Source organism: Streptomyces sp. NPDC045678 (assembly GCF_056432085.1).
Window position 1 is genome coordinate 129,777 of sequence record NZ_JBWKJS010000012.1, and the last position, 15,085, is coordinate 144,861.

Below are 15,085 nucleotides of genomic sequence, written 5' to 3' on the forward strand. Positions count from 1 at the left end.
ATCGAACGCTATCGAGGCCCGCCGCGGGCGGACAACCGTGCTCGAGCCGGAAGCCGGCCGCAACTCCACCGGTTCTCGAGCGGATTGGCGGGCGCGCCGCCGGGCCGGCCCGGCGGGGGAACCCAACCGGGCACGGTTACGCGCAAAGTTGGGGCCGCACACCCGCCCGCGGCGGCTCAACTCGGCTTCTACGAGGGGCAGTTGCTGCGCTTTGGTCATGCCGGGAGCCTATGACGCGGCTCTTCCCCGGCCGCGTCCGGCTCCCCCCTCCGCCGGGGCGGCCGGCCACGGCGCGAAGGGGCCGGCCGGGCCGGGGCGGGCCGCGCCGGGGGCGGTGGCGGGCGCGGCGGTGCGGTGGCCGGCGTGCGGGCCGTGGGTGGTGCTGGGCGGCGCGGCGGGGACGGGGGCGGGGGTGGGGGTGTGGCGGGGGCGGGGCACGCCGGCGAGCGGGCCGGCCGCCTGGAGCCGGGCGATCAGCTGGGTCGCCGCGTGCGGGTCGGTGGGGGCGGCGGCCGCGATGCGGGCGGTGTGGCGCCGGGCCAGGCGGGCGCGCAGGCCGGTGGGGGCCGGCTGGTCGGTGCCGGTGGTGCGCAGGTGGCGGGTGCTGGAGTGCCAGGCGGGGGCCAGGCGGTGGGCCAGGGCGCGGCGCAGCCGGTAGGCCAGGCCCACCGTGGTGCCGTGGCCGGCCAGCATCTGGTCCAGGACCAGGGCGCCCTGGACGGCGAGGGTCATGCCCGGGCCGTGGGCGGGGTCCAGGAGGGCCAGCGCGTCGCCGACGACGAGGAACTGGTCGGGCCAGCGGCGCAGTTGCTCGTAGTGGCGCCAGCGGTTCTCGGTGCGGGTGCAGGTGTACAGGGGGCCCAGCGGGGTGGCGGCCTCGATGACCTCGCGCAGCAGCGGGTGGCGCAGGGCGCCGGCGGCGCGCAGCAGCCCGGCGTGGTCGGTGGGCGGGGGTGTGCCGTCGGCGGCGCACAGCGTGAGCGACCAGCGGCCGCCCTCGACGGGGCTGAGCAGGCCCTGGCGGGGGTTGTCGGGCGAGGCCATGAGCAGCAGGCCCTGCCAGTCGGCGACATGGCCCACGGGCGGGGCCAGCAGGGCGGAGGCGTAGGTGGTGCGGGCCGCCGTCACGCTCTCGGGAGGCGCTGGGTAGCCGAGCCGGGCCAGCCAGTGCGGGGCGCGGGAGGTGTGTCCGGAGGCGTCCACCACGAAGTCGGCGCGGATCAGCCGTGCCGGGCCCCGGCCGTCGGGGGCCCGCCGCTCGCGCGGGCGCGCCCAGACGCCGGTGACGGTGTCGTTGCGGCCGGGCTGCAGGGCGGTGACCTCGTGGCCCGGCAGGAAGCGCACCCTGGGGTCGGTGCGCAGGTGCTCGCGCAGCACCGCCTCGATCAGGTCGCGGCCGGCGCTGAGGAGCGGCAGGCCGGAGTCGAAGCGGGGCAGCCAGCCGTGCGGGCCGAGCAGCAGCAGGTCCTGGGGCATGCGCAGGGGGACCGCGCCGGCGCGGGCGAGGTCCTGGCCGATGCCGGGAAAGAGGCGCTCCAGGCCCTGCTGGGCGGCGGCGGTGAGGGTGTGGGTGTGCCGGGCCTGGGGGGTGCCGGGGCGGCGGCCGGGGCCCTGCGGCAGGCGGTCGCGCTCGATGACGGTGACCCGGTCCAGAGAGTTGGCCAGGGCCCGGGCCGCGGTGAGCCCGGCCGGGCCCGACCCGATCACCACGGCGTGGCCGCGGCCGTCGGCGGGGCGTTGGTGCGGACTCATCGTGGCCGCCCTTTCGGTGCATCCGTGGGTGCATCATGCGGCGCGCGGCCGCGTCCCCGGCAGGTTCCCCCGCCCCCCGCATGCGGCACGGGGGTTGCCGGTCCGGGGCGCACCGGCCGCGGCCGGCTGCCGGGGCGGGCCGGGGCGGGGGATGCCGTGCCTGGTGGGACCGTGTACGCGGACCGCTACGCCCCTCCCCCGCCGGGCCCGCCACCCCGCGCCGGCCCCGGCAGCGCCTCGAGCCCCCCTCGAGGCCGCCCCGACGAGAGCTGCGGCAGACGTCGAGCCGGCACCCGGGACGGCAACGGTGGCGCGGGGCGCGGGCGGGGCCCGATGTTGCCGGGGGCGTACCGGGCCGTCCCGGCGCGGGGGGGCGGGAGGGATGCCCGGCGCGGGGGCGGGAGGGACGCCCGGCGCGGGGGTGCTTGGCCCGGGGGTGCTTGGCCCGGGGGTGCTTGGCGGAGGGGGCGCCTGGCCGGAGACGGCGCCCGGGGAGGGCGGGCCGGGGGGTGCCCGGCCCGCGGGGGACGCCCGGCAGGGGCGTCGCCCGGCGCCAGGGCTCAGAGGCTCGGTGCCGGCGCAAGGTTCAGGGGGCGGTGCCCGGCACCAGGGTTCAAGGGGCTCGACGTCCGAGTCCGGGGGTTCAGAGGCCCGGCGCCCGGCACTGGGGTTCAGAGGCTCGGCACCCGACGCCGGGGGTTCAAAGGCCCGGCGCCCGACGCCCGGGTTCAAGGGGGCGACGCCCAAGGCCGGGGGTTCGAGGCTCGGCGCTCGACGCCGGGGGTTCAGAGGCTCGGCATTCGACGCCGGGGCTTAGAAGCTCTGCGCCGGGGTCAAGGGGTCGGCACCCCACGCCGGGGGTTCAGAAGCTCGGCGCCCGGCGCCCGGGTTCAAGGGGCCGGTGCCCGGCGCCGGGGTTCAAAGACTCGGCACCCCACGCCGGGGATTCAGAAGCCCGGTGCCCCACGCCGGGGTTCAAGGGGCCGGTGCCCGGCGCCGGGGTTCAAAGACTCGGCACCCCACGCCGGGGATTCAGAAGCCCGGTGCCCCACGCCGGGGTTCAAGGGGCCGGTGCCCGGCGCCGGGGTTCAGAGGCTCGGCACCCGGCGCCGGGGGTTCAGGGGGCTCGGGCCACGGCCGGTGTGCGTCCCGGCGGTGTGTGCGTTGGGGCGCCATGCGGCCGGCTGCGGGCGGCCGGGTTCCGGATACGCCTTGCCCGCTCCCCCGGTGCGGCGGGCATCTGGCCGCCGAGGCCGAGTCGGTGGGCTGTGAGCCGTAACGGTGGCGGGACGGCCGGGCCCGGGGCGGGGCGTTTACCGCCCCCGGCCGGGCGGCGCCGGGGTGGTTCCCCTCCGGCCGGGGGCGGGCCGGCCGGAGGGGGCTGCGGGATGGGGGGTCAGGCGGTGCGGTAGGCGACCCGGTTGGCCATGCGGGTCAGTTCGCTGCGCCAGATGGGGCCGATGGGCACGTCGTCGATGGCCCTGCAGCCCTGTTCGACCAGGGCGCTGATGTGCTTTTCGACGTCGTCGAGCACCCCGGTGTCCACCAGGCGCCGGCGTACCTCGTCGGGGGTGTGGCCGGGCTCCGTTATCAGCTGGTGGATGCGTTCGTCGCGCTGCATCGCCCAGCCCAAAAGCAGCGTCATCTTGTGCTGGCTGAAGTCGAGGCCGGCGGGCTTGCCGGTGTCCGCGGAGTCCCCGAAGGCGTCCAGCAGGTCGTCGCGGAGCTGGAAGGCCTCGCCCACCGCCTCGCCGTACTGGGCGAAGGCGGGCGCCAGGTCGGCGCGTCCGGCCGCGCTCGCCCCCACCACCAGGGGCCGGTGGATGGTGTAGTGGCCGGACTTGATCAGGGCGATCCAGCGGGAGAGGTCGGGGTCGACGGAGAACTCGGCGGCCGCGGTCATGTCCATGTACTGGCCGATCATCACTTCCGAGCGCAGTTTGCTCCACACCGGGATGACCGACGGGGGCGCCTGGGACATCAGCTGGTCGGAGTAGACCAGGGCCAGGTCCCCGACCAGCAGGGCCACGCCCTCGCCGAACCGGCGTGACTCGCCCTGCCAGGCGCGGCTCTCGTGCAGCGCGGAGTGCTTGGCGTGCACGGTGGGCACCCCGCGCCGGTGGCTGGAGGCGTCGATGATGTCGTCGTGGATGAGGCCGGAGGCGTGCAGCATCTCCACGGCGGCGGCCGCCGCCACGATGCCCGGGTTGCCCGGGTCGCCGCCGGCGGCGAGGTAGCCGGTGATGCAGAAGGCGGGCCGGATGCGTTTGCCGCCGGCCGTGACGAGGCCGGAGACCGCGTCGACGGCGCCGGCCGCCCGCTCGTCCGCCGCGCCCCACACCCTGCGTTCGGCCGCCAGGAACGAGCTCAGCCGCCGCTCCATTTTCTGCAGCAGTTCCTCGGTGGTGCGGCGCGCGGCGGCGGACAATTCCTGGCTGCCCGAATCGGTCCCGGTGGTCTTTTCGTTAACCATGCCTATCTCCTTGGTTGTTACGGGGCGCGCACGGCGGCGGCACACAGCACGCGCCGCGGGTATTCACAAGGCGGACGCTGCCCGGTCACGCCGAAACCTGAAGAAGACTAGAGTTCTCCTCCAGAAAAGAGGAATCTAGAATTCCCCTTTAGGGGCGTTAGATTACGAAAAGAAAAATTTACACGCCCTGGTTTAACGCTCTCTCCCCGGCCGGAGGCACGTTGACACCCCCGACCGCTCATGGAACTCTCCCAAGTGCACCCCTGGCTGCAGCTCGGCAGGACCGGGGGATCTGTGCAACAGCGGGGGGACAGTACGCGCATGGCAGCCGTATTCACTGAACACGCCATGGCCTGCACGCGGCGGGCCAGAATCATATTCCTTTTCCGGGATTTCCTGACGGGACCGTGAAGGGCTTTTCCTTTCTCACGGTTTTCTCCAGCGGCTCTCCACCGGGGGAACCGGCCCCACTCCCCTCCCCCACGGGCCCTCTTGTTCTGCATTACCGCGGCAATCGGCATGGGGTTTTGCGTCCCCGGCCGTTTGCGGGGCGCGCGCCAGCTCATGAAGGAGATTTCATTCGATGGAGTTCCACTCATGCCCCAGGAACCATGCCCAGGAAGTCCGTGCCGCCGCCGGGTCCGCGCTCTGTGTCCCGTGCCTGGGGCAGCTGGAACGTAACCTGCGCATGCTTCCCGGCCTCCACCAGGAGGGGCTGTACCACATTCTGTCGGCCTCCCGGCGGCGGAACCCGACAAAGGTGTCGGGCAGCCGCAAGCGGGATCATCTGAATCTGTCCGCGCTGGATGCCAGGAACAACAGTCTGGCCATCCTCGACTCGTGGTCCTGTTTCGTCGCGGAGAAACTCGGGTCCGCCGTCCCCGACCGCTCCGTCCCGGCCCTGACGGGCTTCTTGCTGCGCCATCTGGAGTGGCTGACGGGCCGGCCGCCCGCCGCCGAATTCGCCGATGAGATCGAGAGCCTGCACGTGGAATTGCTGCGGGCCATCGACCCCGATCCGGGTGAGCACAATGCGGTGCTCATCGCGTGCGTCGTGACCGGCTGCCCGGGAAAGATCAGCACGTCGCCGCGGCGGCCGGGCGGTGCCGGAAAGAGCGGCCTGGGCTGCTCGGCGGGGCATGCCTGGGAAATGCGCGAACTGCTTGCCGTACGGCATCTCATGAACCGACAGCGAAAGGACGCCGCATGAACAGGCCACCACGTCACCGGCTCGTTCCCACGAACGTGGCCGCGCTGGCCGCGGGGGTTTCCGAGGCGACCATCCGCAAATGGGTAAGCCGGGGGAAGATAACGCGTTACGGCACACCGGGCCGCTCGGAGTTCGACATCGAGGAACTCACGGTGATCGCCCTGCAGCGCCAGCGCTGAAGGACGCCCCCGCCGGGCGGCCGGCCCGCCCGGCCGCCCGGCGGGGCTCACCGGTTGAGGGCTCACCGGTTGGGGGCGGGCCGGTTGGGGGCGGGCCGGTTGGGGGCGGGCCGGGTGCGGGCCAGGGCGCGGTCGGTGAGCGGTCCTGCGGCCCCGGTGTAGGCCTCGGGCGCGAACAGGTCGGCCCAGCGCGCCTGGTCCAGGACGGCCGCGACCCGCTCGTCCGCGCGCAGCAGGGCGTCCAGGGGGGTGTGGGTGCGCGCCGAGCGGGCCGAGGCCTCGTCCAGCAGCTTTCGTGCCGCGTCCTTGCCCAGCAGCGGGGCCAGTACGGCGGCGATCCGCTCGGAGACGATCCGCCCGCCGGTCAGTGCGGCGTTGGCGCGCATACGCGCCGGGTCGACCGACAGCTGGGAGACGAGTTCCACCGTCTGGTGGGCCGCTCCCCCGGCCAGCCGCAGCAGGGCGCGCAGCGGCTCCCACTCGGCGTGCCAGGCGCCGGCCGAGCGTTCGTCCTCGCTGAGCATGCAGCCCAGCACAGTGGCGGCGAGCTGGGGTGCCTGCAGGGCGGCCGAGCGCACCGCGGTGGCCAGCACGGGGTTGCGTTTGTGCGGCATCGCCGAGGAGGCGCCCCGGCCGGCGGGTGCCGGCTCGTGCACCTCGCCGGTCTCGGTACGGGTCAGCGACAGCACATCGACGGCGATCTTGCCCAGGGCGGTGCAGGTGAACGCGGCGCCCTGGGCCAGGTCGGCGACCGGGGTGCGCAGCACGTGCCAGGGCAGCAGCGGCGCCGCCAGGCCCAGTTCGGCCGCGAAGGCCCGGGTCAGGTTGGTGGTGTAGGCGGCGGGCTCGGTGTCCTGGGCGTGCTGGAGGTATCCGGCCAGGGTGCCGGCGGCCCCGCCGAGCTGGACGGGGCCCTGGGCGTCGAGGGTCTGCAGTTTGTCCGCCGCGTCCAGGACCAGGTGGCGCCAGCCGGCCGCCTTGAGGCCGAACGTCGTGGGCACCGCGTGCAGGGCCAGGGTGCGGCCGGCCATGAGGGTGTCGCGGTGGGTGCGGGCCAGCGCGGCCAGCGCCTGCTCGGAGCGGTCCAGGTCGGCGCGGATCAGCCGCAGTGCCCGGCCGGCCACCAGCATCAGCGCCGTGTCCAGGATGTCCTGGCTGGTGGATCCGCGGTGGACGTAGCGGGCCGCGTCGGGGTCCTGCGCGGCCACCAGGGCGGTGAACTCCCGCACCAGCGCCACCACCGGGTTGGCGGACTGGCGGGCCTGGCGGGCCAGGGCGTGCAGGTCCAGGTCTTCGGCCCGGGCCGCCCGGGTGATCACCTCGGCGGCCGGCCGGGGCACCGTGCCGAGCCGGGCCTGGGCCCGGCTCAGCGCCGCCTCGGCATCCAGCATGGCCTGCAGCCAGGCACCGTCGCCGACCGCGGCCGCCACCGGGGTGTCCGCCCAGACCGGCGCGAGCAGACCACTGTCCGGCAACTGCGGGGCACGGCCAAGGACGCCGGGCGGAAGGTCAGTGGGCAGCATGGCTGGCTCCTTGTACGGGTCCGGGGGCGGGGCCGCGGCCCGGGCCGGGCCCGTGGCCGGGGGGAACGGCGCCCTGCGCCGCGCCCGCTGCCAGCCCGGGTCCGGTCGCAGGCCCGGGCGCAGGCCAAGTTGCAGGCCCGGTTTCGAGCCCGGTTTCCGGCCCGGGCGCAGGGTCGGCTGCAGGACCGGTTGTCGCGCTCGCTGCCGTCCCGGGCCCGGTTTCGGGCTGGGCCTGGGTGCAGGCCCAGGCGGCGTGGGCGATGGCGTCGGCGTCGGTGAGCGTCACCGAGTTGACGCCGGGGCGGATGCCGGCGGCGGTCACCCAGTGCACCGACTCGGTGGGCACCCCGAAGGCGAAGCGCCGCGGGTGGGCGCGGCCGGCCGCGTCGATCAGGCGGAAGGGCCGCCGGGTGACGGCCAGTCCGTCGGTCTGCACGGTGCCGCCGGAGCGGGTGCGGATGCGGTAGGCGCTGCACTGGCCGTGCTCCAGCAGGTGGCGCAGGAGCGGGTCGCCGGTGCGGCGCAGGGTGATCGCGGGCAGCCGGGCCTCGACCAGGGCCCCCACCCGTACGGCCGAGTGGGGCACCCGCGGGGAGGTGACGGTGTAGCCGTGGGCGTCCGCGCTCACCTGCAGGCCCGGTCCGATGACCCGCAGCACGCCGGCCTCGATCAGCGCGACCATCTCCTCGACGCGGCGGGCCGGCGGGCCGATGGACAGGTGCGCGTTGAGCGGGGTGTACCAGCCGTCCAGGTCGGTGCGGTGGGAGTCGCCGTGCAGGCCGCCGTGGTCGACCGCGAGGCGGATCTCGTTGCGCAGGTCCCGCAGGACGTCCAGGGCCGCCTTGAGGGGCCCGCCGACGTTGCCGCTGCGCGCCTCGGCCACGTCCTGGCGCAGGTGGTCGAGGAGCCAGCCGGTGAAGTCGTGCGGGCCGGTGAACTCCCGGTCGCGGTAGGGCCGGGCGAGCAGGTCCCAGTCCCAGCGGTCCTTGTCACCGATGCCGTACGCCTCCAGGACGGCGTCGGTCTGCTCCTGCTGGGCGCCGGCGGCCAGGTAGTCGCGCTTGAGGCGGGCGGCCCGTGCGCCGTCGCCGCGCGAGGTGAGCAGCGTCGTGTAGTAGACGGTCTCGGCCTCCCGGGCGATCAGCGGCCACACGTCGCGGGCGAAGTCCAGGCCGGCGCCGCGGTGCCGGCCGTGCAGTTCGGCGATGCGTGCGGGGGTGAGCAGCAGCGGCTCGTGGCGGCCGTGCGGGCCCTTCTCGTTCTCGCCGCGGGCCTGGTAGGGAATGCCGCGCCGGGAGCCCGCGTACAGCCGGGGTTCCTTCCCGCTGGGGTGGTAGACCAGCCGGCTGCCGGCGCGGGCGAAGGTGCCGCCGCGGCCGGCGGTGAGCTGGGCCAGGTAGTCGAAGAAGTTCAGGCCCAGGCCGCGCAGCAGCACCGTGGCGCCCGGGTCCAGGGCGTCCAGGTCGACGTCGGCGGGGTTGGCCGGCGCGATGTGGCGCAGGCCCAGCCGGCGGGCCCGGGCGGCGAAGTCCCGCTCGCCGCCGGTGGCATGGGCCGGCAGGTGGCCCTGGCACAGGATCACGGCGTCCAGGTCCTGCAGGCGGGTGCCGTCGGCCAGCAGCACGCGCTGGCGGGGAGCGGAAGCACCCTCGGTGCCGAGAGCGGTGCCGGGAGCGGTGCCGGGGGCATCACCGGGGGTGGTGCCGGGGTCGTCGTCCAGGGCCAGGGCCAGGGTGCGGTGGGTGGTGATGCGCACGTGGGCCGGGGCGTTCTCGAGGACGCGCCGGTAGGCCCAGTGCAGGTAGTGGCCGTAGAACGCGCGGGTGGGGTAGGTGTCGGGGCCCAGGGCGCGGGCCTGGGCCAGGACGGGGGCCGGGTGCGCGCCGGGGATCTGTCCGGCGGCCAGCTGCCCGGCCCACTCGTGCAGGCTCGGTCCCGGTTCCAGGGGGCCGTGCAGGTCCACGCTGGCGTCGGTGAAGACCGAGATCTGTCCGGCCACGGTGTTCATGAGCAGGTGGGGCGACTGGTCGGTGCGCCACACCTTGCCGGGACCGGGCGGGTAGGGGTCGACCAGGTGGATGCGCAGGGGGGTGCGGGGGGCGTGGCGGCGGGCGTGGGCGCACAGCCGCTCGAGCACGGACAGGCCGCGCGGGCCGGCGCCGATCACGCACACCGTGTTCTGTGGTGCTGACATGTCTACCGTTTCTGCTGGGTCACGCAACGGGACGGCGACCCCACGCCGGGCCCGGCCGCGGTGCGCGGCGGGCGCTGTGGGTGGGGCCGGCGAGCACCGTCGCGGGCAGCTGTCGACGGTGCTCCGGCGCACGCCCCGCCGGCCCGGGAAGAACCTCAGCCGGGCGGCGGCCCGCACCTGTTGCGCGCCGGGGCGCACGGGTGGGGGCGCGGGGGACGTGCGGGACGGGTGAAACGGCGCGCGGCGGGGCCGGTGGCCCGGGCGCTGCGCGTTCGTCCGTCGCCGGCCCTCATCCGCTGTCCCGGGGCGGGCGGTAGCCGTTCACCATTCCAGCAGGGCGAACCCTGCGGACATGCCGCCTCCGAAGCCGGCCAGGAGCACCAGGTCTCCGGGCCGGAAGGCTCCGCTGCGCACGGCCGCGTCCAGGGTGATGGGGACGGAGGCCGACCCGGTGTTGCCGTAGTGCTCCAGTGTCAGGTGGGTGGTGGCGTTGGGCAGCACCAGGTCCTCCAGGCCGGTGTCGAGCATGACGCCGTTGGCCTGGTGCGGCACGAAGTGCGCGATGTCCTCGGCGGCCACGCCCGCCTCGTGCAGGAACTCCTTGGTCAGCTGGGGCAGTTGCTCCACCACGAAGCGGCGCACCTCGCGTCCCTGCATCGCGAAGTACTGCAGGCCCGCCTCCAGGGCGGCCGGGTCGGCGGGGTGGCGGCTGCCGCCGGCGGGCACCTCGATCAGGCCGGACAGTTCCCCGAAGGAGTGCAGGGCCACGTGCCGCACCCGCGGGCCGGGGCTGTCGCTGCCCAGCACCAGGGCGCCGGCGCCGTCCCCGAACAGCACGACGGTGCGGCGGTCGGCCGGGTCCAGGATCCGCGAGTAGAGGTCCGCGCCGATCACCAGGGCCCGCCCGCCCTGGTGGGCCAGCATGCTCTGCGCCACCGACAGCGCGAACACGCTGCCCGAGCAGACCGCGTTCACGTCGAAGGCGGCCGCGCCCACCGCGCCCAGCTGCTGCTGCACGTAGGCCGCGGTGGGCGGCTGCGGCCGGTCGGGGGTGGAGGTGGCCACCACGATCAGGGTCAGGTCGCCGGGGGTGAGGCCGGCCGCGGCCAGGGCGCGCCGTCCGGCGGCCACGGCCAGGTCCGAGGTGGCCTGACCGGGGGCGGCCCAGCGCCGCTCCCTGATCTTGGTCTTCCGTACGATCCAGTCTCCGTCGACGCCGGCCGGTGCTCCGACCTCGTCGCTGGTGACGATCCGTTCGGGCACGTAGGCACCCGTGCCCAGGACGGCGATGCCGCTCATGCGCCTGCTCCTTTCAGCTGCGTTCGCACGGGGGCGTCAGCGCCGCTCGTGGCTCTGCTTGCGGCCGGGCCCGGATGGCCGGCCGCGCCCGGCCGTGGTGCGCCGGGCCGAAGTCGGTGCCGGCGCGGTCGCGGTGCGCCGGGCCGGGATGGGGTCGTGGCCGCGCCCGGCCGTGGTGCGCCGGAGCGGGGTGGTGGCCGGGACGGCCGTGATGCGCCAGGGGTGGGGTCGGTGCCGGCCCGGTCGCGGTGCACCGGGCCAGGGTGGGCCGTGGTGCGCCGGGGGTGGGGTGGTGGCCGGCGCGTCCGTGATGCGCCGGCCAGCGAGGTGGTGGCCGCGCCCGGCCGTGATGCGCCGGGGCGGGGTCGTGGCCGGCGCGTCCGTGATGCGCCGGCCAGCGAGGTGGTGGCCGCGCCCGGCCGTGATGCGCCGGGGCGGGGTCGTGGCCGGCGCGGCCGTGGTGCGCCGAGGGTGGGGTGGTGGCCGGCGGGGCAGGGGCCCGGCCGGCGCCGGTGGGCGGTGGCAGGGGGGCGGGCGTCAGCGGCGCTGGTAGATCCGCTTGTGGCCGTGCAGGGCCGCCAGCCGGAAGTCGCCGCTGGTCTGCACCGGCGTGGGGTGGCCGCCGCCGTCCGCGGGGAAGGAGCGCTCGTGCAGCTCGCGGTAGTCCGCGTAGTCCAGCGGCCGGCGCCGTTCGATCACCGCCCGGTGCTCCGCGGTGCGCAGCTGGGCGCGGTAGCCCGGCACGACGTGACCCGCGAAGAACTCCGCGACGCTGCCCGATCCGTAGCTGAAGAACCCGACCGGGCGGCCGCTGAGGTCCCCGGCCTGGTCCAGCAGCGCGGCCAGCGCCAGGTACACCGACGCGGTGTAGCTGTTGCCGATCACCCGGTTGTAGGCGGTGGTCTGGCCCAGCGCCGCCTCGATGGCGTCCTTGGTGTGGTCGTGCCCGCAGTACTCCAGCAGGTGCCGGTGGGCCTTGTAGGCCATCTTCGTGAACGGCTGGTGGTAGCAGAACGCCGCGAACTCCTCCAGCGCGTGCCCGCCCTGTCCGCTGTAGTCCTTCCAGCAGCCCTCCACCGCCTGCAGATACGCGTGGATCGACTCCTGGCCGTCCACCAGCGCCGCATCGCGGTAGTTGGGCCGCCAAAAGTCCATCACGTCCGCGGTGAACAGCCCCGAGGGGCCCTCGATGCGCACCAGGGCGGGGTCCGCGCCCACCAGCATCGCCACCGCCGCGGCGCCCTGCGTGGCCTCGCCGGGGCTGTCCAGCTCGTACTTGGAGACATCGCTGGCGATCACGAGGACCTGCTGGGAGGGGTCGCGCGCCACCAGGCCCAGCGCGAACTGCAGCCCCGCCGTGGCCCCGTAACAGGCCTGTTTGAGCTCCACCACCCGGGCCGCGGAGGGCAGCCCCAGCAGCGAATGCACATACACCCCGGCCGCCTTGGCCTGGTCGATGGAGGACTCCGTGGCAAAGACCACGGTGCGGATGTTCTCGCTGCCGTGCCGGGCGATCACCGGCGCGGCCGCGGCCGCGGCCAGCGTGACGATGTCCTCGTCGGCCGCCGGCACGCTCATCGACTCCTGGCCGATGCCCAGGTGGTACTTGCCGATCTCCGTGCCGTTGTACGCGGCGAGCGCCGCGTGCGCCAGCACGAACTCGGTCGTCGCGAACGACAGATCATGAATGCCTATGCCCGGCCCACTGGTCATGCCCTATCCACCGACCCTTTTTCTCATCGTGTTTGTCGCACTCCAACCGCACCCGCACCCGCACCCGCGCCCGCACCTGCCCCCGTGCCTGCGTCCGTACCGGCCCGCCGGGGGCGGGACAGGAACAGGGACACGAGCGGGGGCGGGTCCGGTGTCACCGGCGGGGGCGGTGTGTCACCGGCTGTGGCCGGCGCGTGCCTTCAGCGGGAGGACCCAGGTCTGCACGGCGCCGGCTTCGTGCAGCTGCCGGGTGACGGCGCTGGCCTGTTCCGACTCGGTCAGCGCGATCACGCAGCCGCCCATCCCGCCGCCGGTGATCTTCGCTCCGAGGCTGCCGGCCGTCAGGGCGGCCTGGACCAGCGTGTCGATCCGCCGGGTGCTCAGCCCGGCGGCCCGCAGCAGTTCGTGATACTCCGTCAGGCGGCTGCCCAGTTCCTGCGGTTTGCCGTCGGCCAGGGCCAGGCGTGCCTCGTCGGTCAGCTCGCTGGCCCGGCGCACGAAGTGCTCCTGGGCCCCGGCGTGGCGCTCGAAGCCCTCGCGCAGCAGGGCGACCGCGTCCTTGGTGCGGCCCACCTCGCCGCTGTCGGCGATGATGAACAGGCCCTCGCAGCCCAGGGGCAGTTCCTGCGCCCGGCCCGCCTGGAAGAGCAGGGGCGCGGCGGCGCCCACGGCCCGTGCGTCCACGCCGCTGGCCCGGCCGTGGGTCACGTTCTCCGCGGTCTGCACCAGCTCGAAGGCGGCCTGCGGGGTGACGTCATGGTCGAAGAGGTCGGCCAGCGCGAGGACCACCGCCTGCGCGCAGGCCGCGCTGGAGCCCAGGCCGCGGCCCGGCGGCACCGCGCAGTCCAGGATGACGTCCAGGTGGACGTCCGCGGCGATGCCGGTCCTCGCCCGGAACTCGGCGGTCAGCCGCCGCAGCCAGTCCGTGGCCTGGGTGCCCACCGGCCGGGTCGGGGAGCCCGTCATGGTCAGGGACACATCGCCGGTGTCGTCCGGGGAGCGCTCGGACCATCCGGCGCTGGCGGTGACCGGCAGCTGCGGCACCGGCAGCGCGAGGGCGGGGGCACCGTAGACCACCGCGTGCTCCCCCAGCAGGATGGCCTTCGCGTGGGCGCGGCCCACCCCGACCGAGCGGGCCCGGCCACGGCGCGATGCCCGCTGTGCTGAGGCCGCTGGCGTCAACGCACTCAGCTCCCTTTGTCTTTTCTGCATGGAGATCGCGTCATCCAGACTGTGAGGAAGGAATGAAGCAGGACATCGGATGCGTGGTGCACCACGTCCTTCGGGGCACGCGGCGGGACCCGGAGTGCGGGGCCGCGGGGTGCGGGGCGGGGCCAAAGGACCCGGGATGCGGGGCCGCTCAGCGGCGTGCCCGTCTGCGGCGTGCCCGTCTGCGGCGTTACGAGGAATCGGGGGCGCCGCCCCGGCACGGTGGTGCGGGGTGCGCGCCCGGGCGCCGGCCCACAGCAGCGGCTCGTGCCGCAGGGAGCGGGGCGGGGTGTTGGCTTTTTGCGCGGAGCTTGCACGGAGCGGCGGCGGATACGGCGCCCGCTCCCCTTTTCGCCTGCCACCGCCCTGCCGCGCGGCGGCTTTTCGGGCAGGGGGGACGCACCGGAATAGTGACACGGACGCCGCCCCGACGCCTAGAGCATCAGAAAGTGGCGTGGCTCACATTGCGGGGGGTGGGGTGTGCGAGGGGCGGCGCAACCGGCGCCGGGGGGAGGGGACTTGAGGCCGCGGTGGGGCCGCACTCCCCCGGCGCCGGGGGGGGCGGGGCGGGTGGAGGGGGCGGGTCAACCGGCCCCGTACAACGGGTACTTGCCCCCCCGGGGGGCGCTGGCCGCACTCCCCCGGCCCGAGAGAGCGGGGCGGGCGGGCCCGGGGGGCTCAACCAGAGCCATCGCGCGGGGAGTTGGGATCATCGGGGGCAGGCCCCACTCCGCCAGCCCGGGCGGAAGGGCCGGACGGACGGACGGGGGCGGCTCGACGGGCCACGGAGGGCGGGGCGGGCGGACCGGGGTGGGCGGCTCGACGGGCCACGGAGGGCGGGGCGGGCGGACCGGGGTGGGCGGCTCGACCGACGCCGTGGCACGGGGCCTTGAGGTCCTCGGGGGGGGCAGACCCCCTCCGAGGCCCCGGGGGGGCCGGACGGGGGGGGAACTCAACCGTCCCCGCAGAGGAGGACTTGAGGTCTCCGAGGCGGGCCGCCCTCCCCCGGCCCGAGGGGCCGGGGCCTGGTCGGGCGCGGATCGCCCCCCTGCCTGGGCCGGGTGGGCGCGTTGCCTGCCGGGCGGCTGTCCGGAACGGGCCCGTTGACCGGGCGCGGTGGGCCGGCCTGCCCGCGCGGTGGTCGGGCGCGGTGGTCCGGTCGGTGCGCTGCTGTTCATCCCGCCCCCGGCCCCAGGCCCGGCCGGGCGAGGCGGTTCGGGGGCGCCGCAGGGCTGCGCCCCGTCCCGGGACGGGACACCGGCGCCGAGGGCCGGGGGCCGGGGGCGTGGGGGTGCCGGTTGCCCGGGGGCGGGGCGGGGGTCAGTCGATGCCGCGGACCAGGTGGGGTTCCCAGGTGTCGTCCTCGTCGATGCCCGCCAGTCGCAGCGGCGGCGGGCGGGGCGGGGCGAGCACCGGTACGTCCCGGGACCGCCTGGCCTCTTCCTCCTCGGTGTCGTGCATCTGGTGGTCCTCCTTGTCGGGAAGTTCGCGCCTCAGGGCCTGTTCATGGCCCCGGCCGGGTCCGGTGGGCGT

The 15,085-nt window shown here is 75.5% G+C and carries 10 protein-coding genes; 2 read left to right on the forward strand and 8 right to left on the reverse strand.

Features of this window, described 5'->3' with window-relative positions; translation table 11 throughout:
* Positions 1 to 228: 228 nt before the first annotated feature.
* Positions 229 to 1,752, reverse strand: coding sequence for an FAD-dependent oxidoreductase (locus AC07DO_RS34980; RefSeq protein ID WP_479065652.1), 1,524 nt, complete (start codon positions 1,750 to 1,752; stop codon positions 229 to 231).
* Between the two features lie 1,396 nt (positions 1,753 to 3,148).
* Positions 3,149 to 4,225 carry a polyprenyl synthetase family protein gene (locus AC07DO_RS34985; RefSeq protein ID WP_479065654.1) on the reverse strand — a complete coding sequence of 359 codons (1,077 nt, stop codon included), beginning with the start codon at positions 4,223 to 4,225 and terminating at the stop codon, positions 3,149 to 3,151.
* Positions 4,226 to 4,808: 583 nt separating this feature from the next.
* On the opposite strand from AC07DO_RS34985, the gene AC07DO_RS34990 reads away from it, so the two are divergent.
* Together AC07DO_RS34990 and AC07DO_RS34995 are read left to right on the forward strand one after the other, a co-directional pair.
* Entirely contained in the window at positions 4,809 to 5,435 is a 627-nt protein-coding gene (locus tag AC07DO_RS34990) for a hypothetical protein (RefSeq protein WP_479065656.1), read from the forward strand.
* Positions 5,432 to 5,614, forward strand: coding sequence for a MerR family transcriptional regulator (locus AC07DO_RS34995; protein WP_365357708.1), 183 nt, complete (start codon positions 5,432 to 5,434; stop codon positions 5,612 to 5,614). Before AC07DO_RS34990 ends, AC07DO_RS34995 begins: the two co-directional genes overlap by 4 nt.
* 62 nt (positions 5,615 to 5,676) lie before the next feature.
* Here AC07DO_RS34995 and AC07DO_RS35000 read toward each other — a convergent pair whose 3' ends face one another.
* The 6 genes from AC07DO_RS35000 to AC07DO_RS35025 form a co-directional block, all read right to left on the reverse strand.
* Entirely contained in the window at positions 5,677 to 7,137 is a 1,461-nt protein-coding gene (locus AC07DO_RS35000) for a nitrosuccinate lyase (protein WP_479065658.1), read from the reverse strand.
* Positions 7,124 to 9,331 carry an FAD/NAD(P)-binding protein gene (locus AC07DO_RS35005; protein ID WP_479065660.1) on the reverse strand — a complete coding sequence of 736 codons (2,208 nt, stop codon included), beginning with the start codon at positions 9,329 to 9,331 and terminating at the stop codon, positions 7,124 to 7,126. The genes AC07DO_RS35000 and AC07DO_RS35005 overlap by 14 nt, the downstream gene beginning before the upstream one ends.
* Before the next feature lie 321 nt (positions 9,332 to 9,652).
* Positions 9,653 to 10,630: a 3-oxoacyl-ACP synthase III family protein gene (locus tag AC07DO_RS35010; protein ID WP_479065662.1), complete on the reverse strand. Its 978-nt coding sequence runs from the start codon at positions 10,628 to 10,630 to the stop codon at positions 9,653 to 9,655.
* A gap of 537 nt (positions 10,631 to 11,167) precedes the next feature.
* On the reverse strand, positions 11,168 to 12,343 hold the full coding sequence (locus AC07DO_RS35015; RefSeq protein WP_479065664.1) for a hydroxymethylglutaryl-CoA synthase: 1,176 nt from the start codon (positions 12,341 to 12,343) through the stop codon (positions 11,168 to 11,170).
* A gap of 174 nt (positions 12,344 to 12,517) precedes the next feature.
* Positions 12,518 to 13,525, reverse strand: coding sequence for a mevalonate kinase (mvk, locus tag AC07DO_RS35020; RefSeq protein WP_479065666.1), 1,008 nt, complete (start codon positions 13,523 to 13,525; stop codon positions 12,518 to 12,520).
* 1,347 nt (positions 13,526 to 14,872) lie between these two features.
* Entirely contained in the window at positions 14,873 to 15,013 is a 141-nt protein-coding gene (locus AC07DO_RS35025) for a hypothetical protein (protein ID WP_479065668.1), read from the reverse strand.
* Positions 15,014 to 15,085 lie beyond the last annotated feature (72 nt).